Source organism: Bradyrhizobium sp. USDA 3397 (assembly GCF_054060965.1).
On the sequence record NZ_JBSSDS010000001.1, the window covers coordinates 2,692,325 to 2,710,919 of the forward strand.

The 18,595-nt window shown below is 59.8% G+C and carries 18 protein-coding genes and 1 tRNA gene; 3 read left to right on the top strand and 16 right to left on the bottom strand.

The features are described 5' to 3' along the window. The first annotated feature begins 498 nt into the window (after positions 1–498). Positions 499–1,269 (top strand): hypothetical protein, encoded by a 771-nt coding sequence (locus ACVWYQ_RS12815; RefSeq protein WP_271543937.1) that lies wholly within the window; start codon positions 499–501, stop codon positions 1,267–1,269. Positions 1,270–1,306: 37 nt separating this feature from the next. Here ACVWYQ_RS12815 and ACVWYQ_RS12820 read toward each other — a convergent pair whose 3' ends face one another. The 15 genes from ACVWYQ_RS12820 to ACVWYQ_RS12890 all read right to left on the bottom strand — a co-directional run bounded on the left by ACVWYQ_RS12820 (position 1,307) and on the right by ACVWYQ_RS12890 (position 16,023). Further along, positions 1,307–1,843 (bottom strand): tetratricopeptide repeat protein, encoded by a 537-nt coding sequence (locus ACVWYQ_RS12820; protein WP_085969012.1) that lies wholly within the window; start codon positions 1,841–1,843, stop codon positions 1,307–1,309. An 82-nt stretch (positions 1,844–1,925) separates the two neighbouring features. Further along, positions 1,926–2,330 carry a hypothetical protein gene (locus ACVWYQ_RS12825; protein ID WP_157284106.1) on the bottom strand — a complete coding sequence of 135 codons (405 nt, stop codon included), beginning with the start codon at positions 2,328–2,330 and terminating at the stop codon, positions 1,926–1,928. Between the two features lie 14 nt (positions 2,331–2,344). Further along, positions 2,345–4,000: a type II and III secretion system protein family protein gene (locus ACVWYQ_RS12830; RefSeq protein WP_456725678.1), complete on the bottom strand. Its 1,656-nt coding sequence runs from the start codon at positions 3,998–4,000 to the stop codon at positions 2,345–2,347. A gap of 452 nt (positions 4,001–4,452) precedes the next feature. Next, on the bottom strand, positions 4,453–4,869 hold the full coding sequence (locus ACVWYQ_RS12835) for a TadE family protein (protein ID WP_225143018.1): 417 nt from the start codon (positions 4,867–4,869) through the stop codon (positions 4,453–4,455). Then, positions 4,869–6,242: a pilus assembly protein TadG-related protein gene (locus ACVWYQ_RS12840; protein ID WP_271543927.1), complete on the bottom strand. Its 1,374-nt coding sequence runs from the start codon at positions 6,240–6,242 to the stop codon at positions 4,869–4,871. The genes ACVWYQ_RS12835 and ACVWYQ_RS12840 overlap by 1 nt, the downstream gene beginning before the upstream one ends. Positions 6,243–6,250: 8 nt before the next feature. After that, positions 6,251–6,745 (bottom strand): hypothetical protein, encoded by a 495-nt coding sequence (locus tag ACVWYQ_RS12845; protein ID WP_271543925.1) that lies wholly within the window; start codon positions 6,743–6,745, stop codon positions 6,251–6,253. Between the two features lie 30 nt (positions 6,746–6,775). Then, a complete protein-coding gene (locus ACVWYQ_RS12850) occupies positions 6,776–7,378 on the bottom strand; it encodes a methyltransferase family protein (protein WP_225125395.1) in 603 nt (200 codons plus the stop codon). 47 nt (positions 7,379–7,425) lie between these two features. Continuing rightward, complete coding sequence (locus ACVWYQ_RS12855) at positions 7,426–8,334, bottom strand: type II secretion system F family protein (protein WP_271543921.1); 909 nt, start codon at positions 8,332–8,334, stop codon at positions 7,426–7,428. Continuing rightward, complete coding sequence (locus tag ACVWYQ_RS12860) at positions 8,331–9,263, bottom strand: type II secretion system F family protein (protein ID WP_271543919.1); 933 nt, start codon at positions 9,261–9,263, stop codon at positions 8,331–8,333. The genes ACVWYQ_RS12855 and ACVWYQ_RS12860 overlap by 4 nt, the downstream gene beginning before the upstream one ends. Continuing rightward, positions 9,260–10,642 carry a CpaF family protein gene (locus ACVWYQ_RS12865; RefSeq protein ID WP_271543917.1) on the bottom strand — a complete coding sequence of 461 codons (1,383 nt, stop codon included), beginning with the start codon at positions 10,640–10,642 and terminating at the stop codon, positions 9,260–9,262. The genes ACVWYQ_RS12860 and ACVWYQ_RS12865 overlap by 4 nt, the downstream gene beginning before the upstream one ends. Further along, a complete protein-coding gene (locus tag ACVWYQ_RS12870) occupies positions 10,639–11,841 on the bottom strand; it encodes an AAA family ATPase (RefSeq protein WP_271543915.1) in 1,203 nt (400 codons plus the stop codon). The genes ACVWYQ_RS12865 and ACVWYQ_RS12870 overlap by 4 nt, the downstream gene beginning before the upstream one ends. Continuing rightward, the gene (gene cpaB / locus ACVWYQ_RS12875; RefSeq protein ID WP_271543913.1) at positions 11,841–12,809 is read right to left on the bottom strand and encodes a Flp pilus assembly protein CpaB; all 969 of its coding nucleotides are present in this window, start codon (positions 12,807–12,809) and stop codon (positions 11,841–11,843) included. Before cpaB ends, ACVWYQ_RS12870 begins: the two co-directional genes overlap by 1 nt. Before the next feature lies 1 nt (position 12,810). Further along, positions 12,811–13,317, bottom strand: coding sequence for an A24 family peptidase (locus ACVWYQ_RS12880; RefSeq protein ID WP_275511574.1), 507 nt, complete (start codon positions 13,315–13,317; stop codon positions 12,811–12,813). A 103-nt stretch (positions 13,318–13,420) separates the two neighbouring features. Further along, positions 13,421–13,669 carry a Flp family type IVb pilin gene (locus ACVWYQ_RS12885; protein ID WP_404539074.1) on the bottom strand — a complete coding sequence of 83 codons (249 nt, stop codon included), beginning with the start codon at positions 13,667–13,669 and terminating at the stop codon, positions 13,421–13,423. Positions 13,670–15,303: 1,634 nt separating this feature from the next. Further along, entirely contained in the window at positions 15,304–16,023 is a 720-nt protein-coding gene (locus ACVWYQ_RS12890) for a hypothetical protein (protein ID WP_404539071.1), read from the bottom strand. 475 nt (positions 16,024–16,498) lie between these two features. On the opposite strand from ACVWYQ_RS12890, the gene ACVWYQ_RS12895 reads away from it, so the two are divergent. Both ACVWYQ_RS12895 and ACVWYQ_RS12900 read left to right on the top strand, forming a co-directional pair. Next, the gene (locus ACVWYQ_RS12895) at positions 16,499–16,840 is read left to right on the top strand and encodes an H-NS histone family protein (RefSeq protein ID WP_074448231.1); all 342 of its coding nucleotides are present in this window, start codon (positions 16,499–16,501) and stop codon (positions 16,838–16,840) included. 978 nt (positions 16,841–17,818) lie between these two features. Further along, on the top strand, positions 17,819–18,055 hold the full coding sequence (locus ACVWYQ_RS12900) for a hypothetical protein (RefSeq protein WP_157284130.1): 237 nt from the start codon (positions 17,819–17,821) through the stop codon (positions 18,053–18,055). Between the two features lie 310 nt (positions 18,056–18,365). Here ACVWYQ_RS12900 and ACVWYQ_RS12905 read toward each other — a convergent pair. Further along, positions 18,366–18,458: transfer RNA gene (locus tag ACVWYQ_RS12905), tRNA-Ser, on the bottom strand. Between the last annotated feature and the right edge of the window lie 137 nt (positions 18,459–18,595).

An 18,595-nucleotide genomic window follows, 5' to 3' on the forward strand; every position in this document is an offset into this window, starting at 1 on the left:
GGGCAATGGCAGCAACTCAAGAACCCGAACTCTTAGTGATGACTCGGGTGAGCCCATCGCATCGCCAAGTTCCGGTTGATCGCTGCTCAAAAGCCCGTTTGAAAAATCAGCTGCAAACGGTTTTTCTCGCCAAGTCATTGATTTGCTTGGTGGGCGCACCAGGGCTCGAACCTGGGACCCGCTGATTAAGAGTCAGCCTTGGGTTGAGAACAATCAATGACTTGCTGGTCGCACGACCGGGCTTATCCAACTGAAAGTGGGCGTTCGTCGCACGATCAAAGTGCTGCATTTCACCGGCTACCATCCGCGCGGTCGGAGCATCCGCGGGGTAAACCCTGGCATCTGGTTGGCGCCGTATCTCTTCCAAGCTACCGTTAGAGCGGCTCACGCGACGGATTGGACCCTTTTCCGTTCCGATTGATCGGATCCTCGGGTACCCTCATTCCGCCGCGTCGGCGGAACTGGCGGAGTTGATAGATGGCTGCATGGAGAGCGGAGGTGGGCCGGCTCGATAAGCAGATGGATCCGTTCCACCCTGCCGCGCATCTGACGACGGCGGATCGCGTCCCCGACAATCCTGGGCTTGAGCAAGTCGACACGTCGTCGTCCGTTGAACCGGCCCGAGAGAAGGCCGCCTCGTCGCCCGCGCATTTTGGGTCGGGCCGGGCGGGGACCGGCGTAACGGGCTCTACCAATTGGATCGACCGAGCACGTCGCATCTGGCGACGCCATCTCCAGCGCGATCAACTCCCCCGAACGACCGGGGGATCGACGGGAAACTTCGAGCGCTGGTTGATCGCACTGCTGAGCGTCGGCTTCGTCGTGAGTTGCGTTTGCGCCATCATTGTCTTCATGCAGGTCAACGCGCGCAAATTGGAGATCGCGACACTGCAACGTGATATCATCGCACTCAAGCTGCGCGTAGCCAGGCTCGATCAGATCGCAAGCACGAATGAGATGCGCGAAAAGGCAAGCAGTGGAATACCCAAACCGCCGTCGGAGATCCAAGCCGACCAGGCTCCGCTCATCCTGTCACGTGAAGAGATTCAGCTTGTCCGAGACTATATCAAGCCTGCACCAGTTGCTGGCCCCGCGACTGAGACGACAAAGGTCGGCGATCCCGTCGTGGGAGAAACCGTTCCCTTTTCCTCTCCGATCACGGACAAGGTGCGGAAGCTGCTCGGCGCGAGATTTACCGTTCGCAATGGCGTTGTTGTCATCGTCCGCAGCGGCAGCCGTCACGCTGATGCTGTGATTGGGCCCAATTGACGGGAACTGGCCGCGATTGCAGTAGTCGATCGCCCTCTTAAGGCTGGTTGTTTGGTGGTCTTTCAATGAACCGCCGGCTGCCATTGAGAAGCTCGAGGTTATTGGCGATAACCGGGTTGCCTGGGTCGAGCGAATAGGCCTTCTCAAACTTTCGGCGCGCCGCACTCAGATTGCCGCGCAGCATGTACGAATATCCCTGGTCATTCAGGACCTGCACGGTTTCGCCGCCCAGCCGGATCGCTTGGGCATAGGCCTGGTCAGCCAGATCAAACCGACGTATCCGATCATAGCTCGCCGCGAGTCCAACCCAGGCCGTCACGTCCTTCGGCGATTTCTCGACCGCATCCCTGAAATAGCGATTAGCTAACCCGTAGCTGCCGCGGTTGAAATGCTCCAAGCCCAGCCGTACCGGCTCGTCCGAGGGATAATATTTGACGTCGGTCGGCTCCTGCACCGGGTCCCCGCCAGGCGGCTCGACGGGAGCGACGACGGCAGCCTGCCTCAGCGTATGATCACACCCCGCAAGGCCGATCCCCAACCAGCAACAGGTCAGCATGAAGATGATACGTCGCATAACCCCTTGGCCCCCCGCACGTCGCAGCAACTTCACTGCGCCGTTCGCAAACAACATCGCCAAAACCACGCACTAAAAATCGTTACCTGCCGCCTACGCCTACTCCGCCGACCGGCACTGATACTCCTGCAGTCGATCCAGCCCCCAATCCTTCTATGTTGACGTTCTGGGTTGGGGCAGTCCGCACGCCCATTTGTTTCGTCGCATCGCCAATGTCGGGAAGCTGATCCACTGGCTGTTTCGTGTTGCCATAGCGAGTCACGGCGGCGCCCACGCGCCGGGCGTCGTGCACGATCCTGCGATCACCGACGTTTCGCGGCCATGGATGGATTGTGTGGGTGACCGCGTTGACCTCCTTGGCATTGCCGGCACTCATCGTGATGGTGTCTGAACGCTGGAAATAGCGGTCCACCTCGTCATGACCGGCCACCCCGTAACATCCCCCGAGCAGCAGCGGTGCGAACAGAGCCAGATACCTGATGGTCATCTCCCGCTTCCTTCTCAGTTGAGCGTTTTTACGACGGGCTGGTTCGCAACAGCCGGTGCCGGAATGGTCGCAGTGATCTCGGGAGCGATGATGTGACCATAAGGTCCTTTAACGTCGCCGCCGGAGTTAACGTAGTCATTGTAACGCTTGCGGACTTCCATCTGGCCATTGAGGAAGAAATCGACGTCGTTGGCCGGAAGGCGAGAGTCGAGCGGCGACGCCAGTTGCTGACCCGGTGCGGCCGGTGCGACCAGGCGCGGCGTCACGATGATGACGAGATCGGTTTCCTCCTGCTGGTACGACTTGCTGCTGAACAAGGCTCCGAGCACAGGCACGGAGCCGATCCAGGGCAATTGCGAAACGTCCTGACGGTTGCGGGTTTGCAGCAAGCCGGCGATCGCAAAGCTCTGGCCGTCCCGCAGCTCCACCGTGGTCCGTGCATCGCGGCGGGTCAACGCCGGAACTGTCGTCCCCTGAATCGTCACTGCATTGGCGAAATCAAGCTCGCTGACCGACGGCTCCACCCGAAGGTTGATGACCCCCCGCGAGAGCACGGTGGGGACAAAGGCCAGCTCGACACCGAACTTCTTGTAGTCGATGGTGATGGTCGGAAAGCCGGCTGCGGTCGTGTTCGGAATCGGCACTGGAAACTCACCACCGGCCAGGAAGCGCGCTGCATCTCCGGAAAGCGTGGTCAAGTTCGGCTCGGCCAACCTGCGAGCCAATCCTTTGGTTTCCAGCGCAGAGATCAACAAGTCCACCGAACCGCCATTGCTGGTTCGGACGATGCTGGTCAACAAGCTTCCGAACGGGATCGGAGCTATGCCGCCCGCTGTGCCAAGAAGCGTACCAGCTGTTCCGAGTAACGGCAGGCTACCGGTTGGGGGAGCACCGACAGGGCCGCCGCCAATACCTAGGGGACTATTGGCGGTGTTGATACCACCAATCGGTCGCCGGCCCGCCGTAGTGCTCAAATTGCCACGTCCCGTATTCGCGACGTTGGTCCCGTTGGCATTCGCTGCGTACAGGTTCACACCGAGGTCGCGGCCGGCATCCCGGGTGACCTCGAGAAAACGCACCTCCAGCATCACCTGCTGCGGCGCCGCGACACTCATCGCGTTGACGACAGTGCCCCCCTTCGCGACTGTGCTGGTGGCGATCGCCATGGCCCGCTCGGCCGTAACCGCATCGGCGGCCGTTCCGCTGAGCACCACCTGGCCCTCGGAAGCCGAGACGCGGATCCCATGCCCGCCAGTGCTGCTGCGGATGTTCTGCTGGAGATTGCCGGTATCGATCACGACCTCGACGTCGAGGATGCCGATCTGCTTCATCGAGGAGTCGAGCAGGATGACGTTGGTGGTGCCGGTCTGCTTGCCCTGGACGTAGATCAGGTGATCGCTGAGCGACTTCACGTCCACAATGTCGGGCGAGCCGGCCACGATCGTTGCGAAAGCCGTATCGACCTTGAAGGTGCGTGACTTGTTGACCACCACCTTGACCCGCTGGACGTCGTTCATTTCGCTGACGAAGACGCCGCCGCCGGAGGAGCCCCGCCGGTCTGCCGCCATCGCGCGGTCAGCGGACGCAAAGGAGGCGAGCGCCGCGCCAAGACCCATCACGCTGAAGGCGAGAAGCTCCCTTATCTTACCTGAAATGCGATCGCCACCCATTCGAGTCCCCCAACTGCGATCCGCGGCTCCCCCGCAAATCTACGTGCTCGACATCCCCAATAGTTCCCCTCTGCGCACCACGCCGCAGAGCTTACAAGATGTCCGACTACAATTCGTTACTTCGCGTTTCCAAGATCATCGTCCTTGATGCTGCCTGCTTGCAAGAAGAGACGCTTACCGCTCAGCCTCAAGTGGCAAAGAAAACTTTCCAATGTTGCGGGCGCGCATCATTTCTCTCTGCAGCTCCGTTCAGAACTGCTGCAGCACGACCACGTTTGCGCGAGATTCCGTCGTGGCTCACGATCGAACGGCGTCGGCTCGTCGTCTCCAAACGGCACTTGGCCAGGCTCAGATTGCTTTGGCGCAGTTCGATTCCGAGGGGTTTGTCCAGCTCGAGCACCGACCCGAGGCGATGTCGGCCAAGATGGGTAAGGCACGTTGCCATATTTTGCCTAAAAGGGAATCTGCGTTGACGCGCTCGGCGCATTGAGTGCTGTGCCCCATATCGGCATCAGCATGGTGAAGCCGGCTTGAGAAGCGGTCACGGTCAAGTTGCTGCCGCTGGATGCCACGCTCAGCGTCGGCGTGAGACCGCCGCGATACAGGAACGGCGCGGCAGTCTGTTTAGCGGTCGTGGACATCGGATCGCCCCCGCAGATTGACGGCGACTGAGGCGGGCTTTGAAGCAAGGCGGGCGTGTAGCAGCTGATCATGACCGCTCGGGCCCCGGCGCTCGCGAGCGTCCGCAAGGACTGCATCGTGATCGCATAGCGTCCGAGATCGAAGATGGCGAAGATCAACATAAAAAGGGACACAAAGGCGAGGATGAACTCGAACGATGCGATGCCCCGCTGATCGAGCTTTCTCATCACTGCACCAAGCGGACAACTTGGGTGTAAGGGACGGTGACCGGATTACATCCATCCGTGCTCAGGAAGCCGCCACCGCCCATGGTGAGTGTCTGGGCGATCACTTGTGAACAGGTCGTATTGGTACTTTGTGTCGCTCCGTTCCAGGTCACGTCGACATGCGGGAAATACATCGCACCACCCAGCCTTACCGTACCGCCGGTGATGTTGACTTTATTACTGCTCTTGCTCGGCGCCTGATCATCAATCAGAACGCCGTTCAGATCGGAAGAGAAGGTGTTGGTGTAGGGAGCGGACAGCTCAACGCTGGCGCCGCCAGAGATGGAAATGCTCGAATCCCCGAGTAATACCAGAGTGACGCCTTCGCCCGTGCCTGCCGGTGGCCAGGGTCTACAGGCATTGCAGGTGATGGTTCCGCCATTGAACTTTATTGTCCCATTGTAGAAAAAGTACGTGCCCGGACTAAAATCCACCGTGTCCCCGGTCGTGCACGTTAGGTTGCGGTACAGGTTAGTGCTGCTCGGCGGAGTGTTGGGCGTCAACGTACCACTGCATGCCAAATCGTTTGGCCTTCCGCTCGATGTCAAGCTATTGAACGATTGGCTATCCAATTTGCTGAGCGGATTGTTGGCGTACGGCATGAAATAGTTGTGCGTGACGCCGGGATCGGCGCAGGTGCTGGCTGGACTACAGCCCGTTACGCCCAAGACGGCCCACCCCGAACCGGTGAAAGAGGCAGTGCTGGCAAACTGTACACTGGCATCCGACATTATCGGGCAGCCCGTGCCGTTGTTGCTGACGTTACCGGCAATTTTAAGCGCCCCTCCGCCGCCGTTCGGATCAGGTCCGAGCGCCAAGGCGCACACCTTGCTCGGCAGTTCGACCAGAGCGATGGCTTGGGCGGGGATGTTGACGGTCGTCAAACCCAGCACTGCCGATAAGTAGGCCGGCTGTTGCTGACTGACGAGGGCGCGAACGGCGTTACCGCCGCCTCCTGCGGGCGGCGTTGTGAACGCACCCGCACTGTAGCTGCCGATATCGATCTGCACGGCGCGCGAGATTCCTGCTGGAAGGCTTGTCGCACAGTTGGTGCCCGGATAGGCCGTGTCACCGGAGTTGCAGAACCCGTTCTGCGCCGCGAATTCCTTTGCTTGATAATCCACTGATGTATCGCAGAGCACACCAGCATTGTCGCATGCAAGTCGCAGGGCGCCCGAGTAGGCCGCTGCATCGGCGGCATTCTGCGCGTGCTGCCTGGTGACGTACCACGATCCCGCCTCGGCCCCGAGTGCGACCACGCCGATGAGCGGAATCAGCGCGATCACTGTCGCGAATGCGGCCGAGCCTCGTCTGGAACGGAGCAGACTGCGCATGAGAACACCTACTGGAAACGTTCGGAGTAAGGCAGCGTGTACGTGCAACTGCTGGGGCACAGCACCGACGTCAACACAATCGGGGCCAAAGTGACGGTCGTCGAAAACGTAAAGTACTTGGGAGTCAAACCAAGGTTGCCGGAGTTGCAAGCTGTGCTTCCGCACATGACCTGGATGTTGCCGATGGTATGCCCGGCGACCGTTGTCTGCAGCGTCGACACCCAGGTCCCCGGGTTCGCCGGGTCGGGCGGACTCTTGTATTGAATGTATTGTCCGAATGAGCGCAAGGCCGACCACGCAGAGATAAACCGGAAGCCCGCGGCAGCGACGTCGGCGAGCGGCATCAGCAGGAACGACACCATGAAAATGTAAACGATGACTGTCTCAAACGCGACGGCGCCGCGCTGATCGGCGACGAAGGACCCTCTACGATACGCGCGCCTGCCTCCACGGGGACTTGCCACGTGCGATCGCGTCACCCGAGCCGCAGCGATCTGAACCATGTCCACCACAATCCGGCCACGCATAGCCGCTCACCAAACGTAAGGAATCACTCGCCAACGTGATGCTTCGTAACTCGAATATTCAGGGCAATTGCGCCGAAGCAGGTCTTCCTCGTAAAGGATTCGGCAGACCTGAATGCCGATATGCAGGACCAGGACGATCACCGTGACCGGTGTCAGGTATTGCAGCACGACGCCCAGCACCACGATTTCTTCTGCGACATAGAGCGGGTGCTTGATCCATCGATACGGACCGGTCTGGACCACCGAGCGCGCCTGTGGCACCAGGCTGAACGACCGACCCAGATGTCGGATGGTGACAAGCATCATGATCGTGCCGACCAGCACGCAGGCGGTCGATGCCAGGTTGGGCAGCGTGTCGTCGGTTTTGCCGAGGAAGCTGATCGTCCATGGCAGATAGCTGCCGACGAAGGCAGCTATTCTTGGAAGCAGGCCATCGGCATGCGCCTTTGCCGGTGAGCGCGTCATGATCAACAGTGCCAGGAGCATGTAGAAGATGCCGAGGCAAAAGCTCGACAAGAGCGAGGGCCATGGATCGTGCAGCGACGCCCCAATCCTGACGGCGACGCAAAGAGCCAGCAACAAGAACCACAAGCTGCCAAGCAGCCGCATGATCCGGTCGTAAGATCCGCTCTTGGAGAGGGCAATTGTGGTCATGGCTACTTTCCGAAGCTGGCGAACGAACGCACGAGGTGAAGAACGGGACTTCCCCCCATGATGACGAACATGGCTGGGAGCAGGAACAGCACCATCGGAATGGTCAGCTTGGCGCCCAACTTGTGCGCCCTTTCTTCCAGCTTGGTGATGCGTTCCCGCCGCAGGTCGAGCGCGATACTGCGCAGCGCCTGGCCCAACGGCGTTCCGTACTGCAAGCTCTGGCTGATCATCGTGCCAAACCGGCGAAGACCATCCGAAGTGACCGCCAAGTTCTCGAATGCTTCGACGCGACTTGGCAGTATCCGGAGATCATCAAGGAGTCGGTGCAGCACCCAGGCCATGGCAGGATTGGTCGACTTCATTTCTTCGGCGACGCGCCCCAGCCCGCTTTCCAGGCCCATTCCCGCCTCGCTGCACACGATCAGCAAATCGATCATATCCGGCGTACCCAGCCGAATGGCAGCATCAAAGCGCCGCTTCATCACCGACAGAGCCAATCGCGGACCCAAGATTCCGATCACTACACCCATCAGCGTGAAGACCAGCACGTCGGCAGGTCTCCTTCCCGAAAGTTGCGCCAGAAGCAGCGCAATGACCGGCAGCGCGAACATGCTGACGATCTTGATGCCGATCCAGATCGGCAAGGTTCTATGATGATTGAAACCAGATGAGTGGAGGACCGTTCGTAGCTCCTCCAGATTCTCCTCGGCGTAGAAGCGCCGATAGCGCATGCCCAGCCACGAGAACCAACCGGTCAGGTCTTTGAAGGGGGCTGAACGGTAAGGGATACCCATCACGGCGCTTGAGACCCGCGTGTCCAATGCACGGACGTGTAGTTCGCGGATGATCAACATGAAGGCCGCCGTTCCAGCTACGACTGCGAGGGCCGCCAGCCCGAGACCGAAAGTCATAGTTCTGTTTCCCGCCTGACCATCCAACTTATCACCAGATGCCCGATGAGCACCGAGACTACCGCGTAAGCCAGAAGCTTGTTTCCGGTCGGGTCAGTGAACAGCAGATCGACGTTCTGCGGATTGGCCGCGTATAGCAATGCTCCGGCAATCAGGGGCGAGATCGTGAGTGCTCGCGAGGAAAAGATCACTTCTCCCGCCAGCGCCTTGGCGCGAGCAGCGAGCGCAACACGCTGACTCACCGTGTCGCCCAGCGTCTGCAAGGTCTCGGCCAAGCTGCCGCCGGACTTCAATTGAACCGCAAGTGTCACCGCAAACATCGCATACTCTGCCACTTGCGTTCGCCGATAGACGCCTTCGACGGCTTCCTCCGGAGGTCTTCCCAGATTCATTTCGCTGCACACGATTGCAAATTGTCCGGACGTCGGTTGCGGCATTTCGCGCGCGATGGTGCGAAATGCTTCGTGCACAGGCAGACCCGATCGAACCGTACTCGTCACCAGCTGAATGGCGTCAGGCAGCTGCCGGAAAAGTTGACTGGCGAACCGACGTTGCTGCCAGCCAAACAGACCTCGCACGACTACCACGGCGGCAATCGCAGCCGCGACACACACGTAGAAAACGGAAAATCCCAGCAGGCGATTAGCGTAGAAGATCGCTGCTACGGCGATAGCGGCAGCAAGCAGCACATACGCCGGATGCCAGGCGTGAACCATCTCGGGCCTGTAATTGGCCAAACGGTGGAGAAGCAGATACCGGGAGCCGGTCTCCGCCCGGCGAATGGATGGCAGACTGGCCGGATGGGAGGCCGGTAGAGCGACCGCCAGCCGGCGGTCCATGCGTCGCTCCCGGCCGTCGAGCCATAACGAGCCGACGGCTGCGCACATCGCGAGCACCAGAACAGCGACGATCACGGCCTCAGGTATCATATCTGCCTCACTGCCTCGGCCCAGGCGCGATCGAGCCCGAAATAGACGAGACGGCTCTTGAATTTCGGGACTGCAAGGGTGGCCCGGTAAGTGCCCGAGATCCGCCCATTGTCGTCCTCCTCCTGGTATTCGAAAGTTGCGATGTCGTTGGTGGTGATCACATCCGATTCCAGCCCCATCACCTCGCTGATCTGGATAATGCGACGTTGCCCATCGCGCATGCGTTCGACTTGCACGATGAGATCCAGTGCAGCGACAATCTGAGTTCGAATGGCTCGCGACGGCAGATTCACCTGCCCCATCTGCACCATGTTCTCGATGCGGGTCAGGGCGTCGCGAGCACTATTGGCATGGACCGTGGAGATCGAACCATCATGGCCGGTGTTCATCGCCTGCAGCATGTCAAACGCTTCGGCGCCGCGCACCTCGCCCACGACGATCCGGTCAGGACGCATGCGCAGCGCATTCCACAACAGATCGCGCTGTGTCACCTGCCCCGTGCCTTCAAGGCTGGGAGGCCGGGTCTCCAGGCTGATCACGTGCGGCTGCTGGAGCTGCAACTCCGCCGCATCCTCGATGGTGACGACGCGTTCGCTGTGATCGATGAACTGGCTCATGGCGTTGAGCAGCGTCGTCTTGCCGGACCCGGTGCCGCCGGAGACCAGGACATTGAGCCGACACCGGGCGGCAATCTCCAGCAATTGTCCGACGGCTGCCGTCATCGAGCCGTTTTCGATCAGTGCGGCGATATCCAGACGGCGGCTCGGAAACTTTCGAATCGAGATGCAGGGGCTGTGGATCGCCAGCGGCGGGAAGATGATGTTGACGCGGCTGCCGTCGGACAAGCGGCAATCCACCATCGGACTGGATTCGTCGATGCGCCGTCCAACTTGCGCGGCAATTTTCTGGGCCACCGATGCGATGTGATCATTGTCGCGGAAGCGCACCGCGATCCGCTCCAGCTTGCCGGCTCGTTCGACATAAACGTTACTAGGCCCGTTGATCATGATGTCGTTGATCGATTGATCGAGCAGAAGCGGACGCAGCGGCCCATAGCCGGTCATGTCGTCGGCAATCTCGTCCGCCAGTTGAAGCTGCTCGCGACCCGACAGTTCGAGCCGTTCCTCATTGGCGATGCCATGGATGATTTCCTCGATCTGGCGCCGAAGGACGTCACGCGAAACAGTTGCGGCCACCGATGGCTCAATCTGCTCGATGACGCGTTCGCGCAGTGAAGCTGGCATCACCGGCCGGTCAATCGAAGCCTCGTCGCGCCTTGAGGTTGATGCAGGCACGCTTGGCGTCGTTGCAGCCAAGCTCGGCGTCGATGCAGGCAAGCGAACCGGCGTTTCCTCGTCGCGCCTACCAAACCTTCTCATAGCCCCAGCAGCCTCCTCAGCCGTCCCTTCTGCTCGGCGCCGAGCCCCGTGATCTCCCGTACGATCGGCGCGAGATGGCGTCGCAGTGCAGATACGTGCTTCAGCGCGGGTATTCCGAGATTGACCGCCTGGGTCATGCCCTTCCCGAGATCGGGTACGACCATGTCAGGCTCTGTCCCCAACGCCTTGACCACTGCGGCCCTGGGAAGGCCGCCCGGGCGATTGGCACGGTTCAGCAAGGTGAAGACCCGATCCCTGCCGGCAATGTTGGTGACGGCGGTCCGTAGTGCGTGGGCATTGCGAAGTCCGGTCACCTCCGCCTCCAGCAGCACCAGCACGTGCCGGGAAAGAGAGATCACCGGATGGATGGATGACGGAAACGGGACCGGGACATCGACAACGATGTAGTTGAATCGTTGGCGGAGCAGGCCAAGGACGTGCCTCACGCCCGCTTCGGTGATGTCGAGCTGAGCATCCAGCTCCTCATCGGCGGAAATCAGGCTAACCCGCTCGTTGACTGCAATTGCGGCGCGCTCGAGGAACAACGTGTCCGCCCGCATCGGGTTCTCCAGGGCGATGCGCAGGCCTGGTCCGGGCTGAACACCCAGCATCACGGCTGTTTCGCCGCCTTGAAGATGAAGATCGAGCAGCGCGACCTTGGCCTTGGTGGTCTCGGCCAGTTGCAGCGCGAGATTGATGGCGATGCTCGTTGCGCCGGCACCGCCCTGCGCGCCGCAGATCGAGATCACATGCCCGCCTCGGTCGGTCGGCGCCGGCGCACGATCGCCAAGCAGCTTTGGGCGCAGCTGGTCCAGCACCATGTCCCGCGTGATCGGTCTCGGCAGGTACTCGGTCAGGCCGAGCTCCATAAGCGCGCGATAGAAGGTGATCTCCCTGCTTTCACCGATCAGAGCCACCCGGACATCGGGCGGACAGACGCCGGCCAGCCGCTCCAGTTCGGCAAATGGATCATCGATTCCACTGATGTCCGTCACCAGGGCGAATAGTTCGGTGTCCGTTTCGAGCATCCGTATGGCATTGCGGATCGTGCCCCGCTTGATCGAAATGTTGCTGCCTTCAAGGCCCTTGCGCAGAGCCGCGGCACTCAGTTCGTCATTGACGAAGCAGACGATTCGATTGCGCGCGACGACAGACGTTGGTTCTTCAGGTGTACTGATGGCCGCTATGTTAACGCTCATCAACGTTTCTCCAGCAACTTGCCTGCCTGAACCACCATCGTCGCTCCGCGGCGAGACACTTCGGACCCGTCGCAGTTGATCGGAACGTCGCCGTCGGCAGATTCCTGTTTCCTGACCGAGTATTGCTTTATCTGACCACCGGAATGAACAACGACCGCTGCAGTCCGGCCGGCAATCGCATTTTGGCGGGCGATTTCCGGCGACACATCGCAGCTGGACATCGCGCCAGTGTCCGCCGTATCCCACTGTTCGACTGCGGCCCGCACCGCCAGGGAAAGCGTTCCGAGCTGCCTTGCGACCGTGATCTTCTTGACCTGGTCCGGGGCAAGCTCCAACGACACAGTCTGCGCTTGCTTGCCGGCCACCGAGCCGGCTACCGAGCTTACGGTTCGGCCACCCTGCATGATTTCCTGATCAATCGCGATGACTCGAACGTTTCCTAGAACGGTCTCGCTCAGGGCCCGGCGCGCGGGATCTGCCTTCTCGAACACCTGGGTCAACAAGACATCAACATGATCACCCGGCCTGATCAGCCCCGACACGCCAGACTCCTCGTCCACCTTGATGCTGATTGCACGGCTATCCGGTGCCAGGACGCTGGCCAGGAAGCCTCGATCCCGAGGTCGCAATACGTCCTGCAAGGTAATGGGACTGCCAGCGTCGACGAACTTGCGAACCAGAGAGCCGGGAAGTCCGGCCTTCGAGTCCGGTGTTTCCAGGATCGCTCCTGCAGGGAGGCGTTCAGGCGACACCGAGCGCACGGCGAAATCGTCTTCGCGGGTCAATGTACCTTTCGACAGGGGACGTGCCGCGACAAAATACCCGACAGTCGAAGCAGGCGCCGGCCCTTGCGCCGTAACGGTTACAGGAACCTGTTTCGGCAGGTTCATGTTGTAGGCGATCAGCCCGAATGCGGTGGTTGCGAGCAAGAGCACCAGGATGATCGAGAGGCGCAACGTGGATGACATGTCAAAATCCTCTGCTCGAGATGGTCCAGATGCCACCGCACGCTATCGCCACCCCGTAAGGCAGGGGCGCGTGTCGCACGTGGCGCCAGCGCTCGATCGCGTAGACGCGGCGTGCGAGCGACGATCCGACCGGCGCCAACCTCGGATATGGCAGGACGCGCATCACCAGATGCACCAGGGCAAGAACGCCCCCGGCCAGCGTGGTTACCGTCAGCAACTCAATCAAGCCCGTCGGCGGCAGGCCAATGGCCAAAGCTACCAGTAACTTGACGTCGCCCCCGCCAATCCCGCCACGCTGGTAGAGCGCGAGCAGCAGCAGGAACAGGATCGTCGCGGCGATGAGGGATTCGGCAAGTTGCATTGGGCTGGCAAGCTGACGGGCGATCCCGAGCAGCGCCAGCAAGAGACAGACGTCATTTCGGATCGTGCGGGTCGCGACGTCGAGCGTTGCGACATACAGCAACAACGAGATTTCCAGTATCGAGACGATGGAACAAACCCAGCTCATGCATGCCTCAGGGTGGTGGAAGGCACAGCAAGAATAAGAATGGAGAGAAATAACATTCGGAGGGGGACACATTCCGGTGCCCCCCTCTGGCCGGACGGCCGTATCAGACTGCCGCAGTAAAAGCGGTGGTGATCGCGGTGATCCCGCCTGTCAGCGCGGTTCCGATCGCACCGCCGGCACCAACGCCGAACACAGCCGACACTGCGCCGATGATGCAAACCGCGACGATGATGTACTCGAATGACACCACGCCGTCCTGGTCCGTCCGCAGACGCTTCAACGCTTCCTTGGTCTCGATGAAATGATGCAACATAGGAGGAATCCCTTCTTTCAAGATGGATTTTTCAGACACCTTGGCAACTTCAGCGGCTGCGGATTTATCTCCGGCCCCGCCAGCGACAAACTATTCATTAAATGTCTATTATCGTCAACATTTAATATATAATACATATTTCATATTAAGCTACCGCGAAATAACCCGTCGCGACGACCCAACAATCGACAAAACCGTCGCAATACAAATACGATAGCCGACCCAACAATTGAATCCCGACAAGAGCGCCGGCTGAGAGCCGGTAAAGAATCACCGGATTATTACGGATGAGCAGCGTTTAATAAGATTCATCGATGCTGCGCCCAGGCCGGGGCGCATGGAGCAAGTTTCGCCGACGTGCGGCGGCGCGGACAGCACATCTGTGCACGACGGGTGAGGTGATCCCTTCGAAAATTCCGATCGCACTGATCGCTGCCTGTAGCCGCATGATTCCCGTCAGTTGCACCGGTGTGCCGCAATCATAGAGGCTCCTGGACCCCACCTTGCGAGGCGGACCATCGCGGGATGGTGGTACGCTCTAGAGCGTAGCGCGCAGCCAGGACCCGCCATCATTGTTACGGGCTCGGTAGCCGGCGCATCTGCCCTGGGTGCGGAGAAAAGCAAAACAAACGATTATTTTGTTATCGTATATAATCATGATGACTCCATCACAAAATTAAAAAATATGTTGGGAAAAAGAAAACATGGGAGGTTGGAATGGAAGCTGCCCGCCGCTTTCGCGCAATGGCCTTGCTTTGCCGTCAGACTGCCGTACTCCAACCTGCGCGAAGCTGGAAATTGCTTGCAGAGGCAGAGTACTGGGAGCATCTGGCGGCCGCGGCCATAGCTCATTGAGCTTCAGTCGGGCGTTCTTTGTCTTCCGTTTTTCGTCGACTTCCTAGTTAAGTCCTTTTCTGAGGCATGTGATGTCGAGTACGCGTCAAATTTCTTCTAGTGCTGTTCTGAGCGAACGGCACCAGGCGCTTCTGGAGGAGCTCAGAGAGGTGGAGAAGCTTCGAAGTAAGCTCCGACATCTAGAAACAGAACCAATCGGCAGAAGGCGGCGTACCAAAGCGAGCGGCAGAGCTAGAGCCGTTTAGAGACCCGCCGGATCCGAAGGATGACCCGGCTCACTCGCGCGATTCGATGCACGGATTGCCCGCGTTCCTCGCGTCCACCTCTACCTTGAAAGAGGACTGGGCGGCTTCATCTGCGCCTAGCGAGCCTCGGCGATGACGTCGCTACGACGCGTCGCCAACCAGCCAGGCCGGGATGCCTCACAACACTTGAACGAACTCGGCGGCGAGACCGGCCGCCCATTCAGGGTCGGGCGTTAGCTCCGACTTTCATTCGACGTTGCACTTCGGAACACCGCAACGAGCCGATCGCCTTCCCAAAGCTCAACGTCGTGCTCGTCATGCATTTGCTCGGCTCGGCGTCTCGCCGCCTGCTCGTCAATACAGTCGAGCTTTGCAGTGCAGATCACTTGCCGGCTGCCGTCCACCACGAAAACCTTATACCGCATGATGCCGTCCGATCCAAAAAGGTGACGATCATCGTACCCGAATGTCCAGCTAAGGCAGCGCCAAACTAAGTGCGATGCAACGGAACCATTGTACGTGTGGCAGTTCGGCGATACCTCGCGCGGCGGCAATACCTCGTATGTCGCCACCTCAGTGGCGTAGTCTCACTGCGTGCCGAAGCGTGTGGCTCGAGCTTAAGAGCGAGAGGCCACCAAGCGTCATCAGCAGCCCACCGAGCCAGCCCGTCCAGCTGCGCGCTTCGTCGTGCCCCTCTGCAGTGCGCGGGCCCAGCGGCATATCTTGAGGTGGGTCGGCAGGCGCGGCGGCGAGAAACTGCCCAACGTTGACTTGATCCGGCACGGAGTGTTCGTGCTTGAGCTGGTTGCGGGGAATATCTCCGACGGGAGCCTCCGACATCAGGGCAGCACCCGTGCCGAGATCGGAAGTGGCATCTGCTACCTGCATTTCCGTTACAGGCGTCTGAGATTGCTCGGGCGGTGCAGAGCGCAGCAACTCCGCGCGCGCATCAACGATCACGCTCCGCGTGGTCTGCGTGGTCCGGTTCTCGTCGAAACTGGCGCTACGGTCTTTGGCCGCGGGAGCCCGAATGGGCTTCTTCACCGTCGCGATGCCCTCGGCCAGGAACCAGCATCTGCGACGACCGTCCGTTCGGTAGACCCAATGCTGTCCGCCAATGGTCGAGGTACCGGGACGCGGCGCGCATTCGGCTTGCGGCGGAGAGGTGGTTACCGTGGGTTGGGACGTAGCAGTATTGAAGAAATCGGTTAGAGGATTGGAAGACGCAGGCGTCGCCGAAAAACCTCCGACAAGGAGCAAACTGGCGAAGTACAATCGCAACTGTCCGGACATCGGAAACTCCCGGGTGCGCCCCCGCTTGAGCCTTAGCGGCGACAACGGCCCCCATGCGGCTTAAATCGGGCAACGCGATGAATTAATGGTATTCTTGGCCACCTAATTGATATGCCGGTCCAGCACTCCAGGGATGCCTGCAACAAGGGGATAGGCCGATGGATTCATCGGGTCATCTGAGTTGCGCCGGCCTCGATCCGCGGCTTAGCCGCCCGGTCGATCGCGATAGTTGCGCCCGTTCCCGAACACCAAAGCAAAACTTGCCGAGGGATGAGTTCGTGGATGTCGCGATACGTGGACACCCCCGCTACGAATTAAATACTCCATCACGATATTACCATCGTCGCGCCTTTTTCCCTGCCACCTAGCGGATTTAAATGTGGATTGTACGATCAATATTTAACTGACGGCTTGCCTGCTCCCTGATTCCCGACTTGTGTGCCCGGGCCTTCTGCCCAAGATTCGGATTGGAGCCATGAACACCGCGCATTTTAATTCGCTCTCCGTTGACGAGCTCTGGACCCTTCACCAAGAGGTCGCCGCCAAACTCACTCAGAAAATGTTGGTGCAAAAAGCACGTTTGGAGGAAAGGCTGCGCAGCATTAGACTGGCCAGCGAGGTCACACGGCTCAATTACAAGCGCCGCCGTCCATATCCGCCCGTCCGTCCCAAATATCGCAATCCGAAGAACCCAGCGGAGACATGGTCGGGTCGTGGCAGGCAGCCGCGATGGCTGCGGCCGCAGCTTCGAAGCGGCCGAGACTTGGACGATTTCCTGATCGATCAGGCTTCAGCTCAAAAGCGGCAGACAAATTGAGCGCCGATTGCGGCATTTTGGGTTGGGAATGCTGGCGCCGGCTGTTTCCCGATCTGAGATTTTCACATTATCGTTTTAACGCGGGTCATGACTATGGTTGGAGCCATGGCCATAGCGACCGCACTTGCGATCGGGCTGACGGTCTCGCTGAATCGCTCGGGGGGCCCGCGGCGCAGTGAAGACATCGACGAGAACTCAAGCGCACGATGGCCCGACTCTAGTCGTGATGCTCTCTGAAGTGCCGCCTAACCGCATTCCACGCTCGAAGGGCTGGAAGGAGGAGGACGACGAAAAGAACTCTGATTGCAACTGGAGCCATCCGGCGCTGCAGGAGTGGTGGTTCGCGACCATCCGAGCGACCGGCCGTCCCGTTGATCGTCACGGGCGATGGAATTGCTGCGCGCCGAGTAGGTGCCGGTCTGCGCGAGGGCAGGACAGCTACAACGAACAGAACGTTCACCAGCAGCCATATTCCCACTATGAGAAGGAAACTACGCACGAGAACGACCATCGTTGATCTAATCTGCCGAGCTTGTTCCTGCCTCATACCCGGCACGCAGCCGGCAACGCTGCGTTCGCGGACGGAACCGCGTCGCCGCAGCCGGCACATTTGGCATCCGCCGATGCCGTTGGGCCTGTGCGCTTCGCGAACGCCCAGGATCGCTCGCAGCCTAGTCGGGCGCAACACTCGCGTCTGTGCGCTTTCGAACATTCAGGCCCTTCAGGTATGCTAGTCTATGCATCATCGGGCGAGAGCCGGACAGAGATGGCTCATCAGCCAGGACGGCCGACCTCAGCCTGCAATCCCTGAACCGGGGCTGGGTCATGGAGCATGGCTAAATATCGCAGCACTAAGAGCGGCGAATTAGCGGTGCACATAGAACCAGTATCGAGCTTCGGCAGTTGTCTCCCGGTGGATCCGAACAAGCAAACTGATTGTTCGGGCCGAGGATATTACTAAAAGCTACGCCGACACACATGAAGGACCTCCGACGACGTTTGGAAAAGGTCCGCGCTGACGCCAGAGAATTTACGCTGATGAGTCAGCGGGCGACGGACATAGAAAAGCGCGAGCTGTTCAAGCGCTTGGCGGATGAGCTCGCCTTCGAGGCTCTCGAGCTCGAGCTGATCGTGAAGAAAAATCAGCCACCTGATCCGTGCGACAAGCACGAGGTCGTGGAGTTTACGTTACCCTCTGAGCGAAAGCGCGGCTGACGCGAAAGAGGTTAAGCCGGCTAGTTCGTGCGTGCATAACGGATCTTTGCGCGTGACTCCGCCAGCGATCGCTGCGCCGCCGCATCGAACTGCGCATTGCGTTTCGCGGGCCAGATCCGGAACATTCTGCTTCTGGTTGTGGTTCTGCAGCAAGCGGTATCTTGCTGCGAGGGACAGAACACACCGTCCGTTTTGCCCGCTCCGATTTCCTATTCTACGACAAGCACGTGACCGACTTGTCTCATCGGATCTGCGCGCTGTATCGAATGGGTGAAGATATAGAAACTAGGGAAACACCGAATAGCAAACCGGCCGTGTCCAGGGCTCGAACCTGGGACCCGCTGATTAAGAGTCAGCCCCGGGTCGAGAACAATCAATGACTTACTGGTCGCGCCACTCTGGCTTGTCCGGCTGAAAGTGGGCATTCGTCGCACGATCTTAGTGTTTGCATTGCCTGATAGGCTTCCCACTATCAGCGAAGGTCCGTCACTCGTCCTGGTCGGTATCGCGATCTTCGCCGCGCTCAGGTCCCCGCAGCGT

Coding starts and splice junctions, on each gene's coding strand:
- ACVWYQ_RS12820 (WP_085969012.1), bottom strand. CDS start 1,843: ATGCGACGTATCATCTTCATGCTGACCTGTTGCTGGTTGGGGATCGGC.
- ACVWYQ_RS12825 (WP_157284106.1), bottom strand. CDS start 2,330: ATGACCATCAGGTATCTGGCTCTGTTCGCACCGCTGCTGCTCGGGGGA.
- ACVWYQ_RS12830 (WP_456725678.1), bottom strand. CDS start 4,000: ATGGGTGGCGATCGCATTTCAGGTAAGATAAGGGAGCTTCTCGCCTTC.
- ACVWYQ_RS12835 (WP_225143018.1), bottom strand. CDS start 4,869: ATGAGAAAGCTCGATCAGCGGGGCATCGCATCGTTCGAGTTCATCCTC.
- ACVWYQ_RS12840 (WP_271543927.1), bottom strand. CDS start 6,242: ATGCGCAGTCTGCTCCGTTCCAGACGAGGCTCGGCCGCATTCGCGACA.
- ACVWYQ_RS12845 (WP_271543925.1), bottom strand. CDS start 6,745: ATGGTTCAGATCGCTGCGGCTCGGGTGACGCGATCGCACGTGGCAAGT.
- ACVWYQ_RS12850 (WP_225125395.1), bottom strand. CDS start 7,378: ATGCGGCTGCTTGGCAGCTTGTGGTTCTTGTTGCTGGCTCTTTGCGTC.
- ACVWYQ_RS12855 (WP_271543921.1), bottom strand. CDS start 8,334: ATGACTTTCGGTCTCGGGCTGGCGGCCCTCGCAGTCGTAGCTGGAACG.
- ACVWYQ_RS12860 (WP_271543919.1), bottom strand. CDS start 9,263: ATGATACCTGAGGCCGTGATCGTCGCTGTTCTGGTGCTCGCGATGTGC.
- ACVWYQ_RS12865 (WP_271543917.1), bottom strand. CDS start 10,642: ATGAGAAGGTTTGGTAGGCGCGACGAGGAAACGCCGGTTCGCTTGCCT.
- ACVWYQ_RS12870 (WP_271543915.1), bottom strand. CDS start 11,841: ATGAGCGTTAACATAGCGGCCATCAGTACACCTGAAGAACCAACGTCT.
- cpaB (WP_271543913.1), bottom strand. CDS start 12,809: ATGTCATCCACGTTGCGCCTCTCGATCATCCTGGTGCTCTTGCTCGCA.
- ACVWYQ_RS12880 (WP_275511574.1), bottom strand. CDS start 13,317: ATGAGCTGGGTTTGTTCCATCGTCTCGATACTGGAAATCTCGTTGTTG.
- ACVWYQ_RS12890 (WP_404539071.1), bottom strand. CDS start 16,023: ATGTCCGGACAGTTGCGATTGTACTTCGCCAGTTTGCTCCTTGTCGGA.
- ACVWYQ_RS12895 (WP_074448231.1), top strand. CDS start 16,499: ATGAACACCGCGCATTTTAATTCGCTCTCCGTTGACGAGCTCTGGACC.
- ACVWYQ_RS12900 (WP_157284130.1), top strand. CDS start 17,819: ATGAAGGACCTCCGACGACGTTTGGAAAAGGTCCGCGCTGACGCCAGA.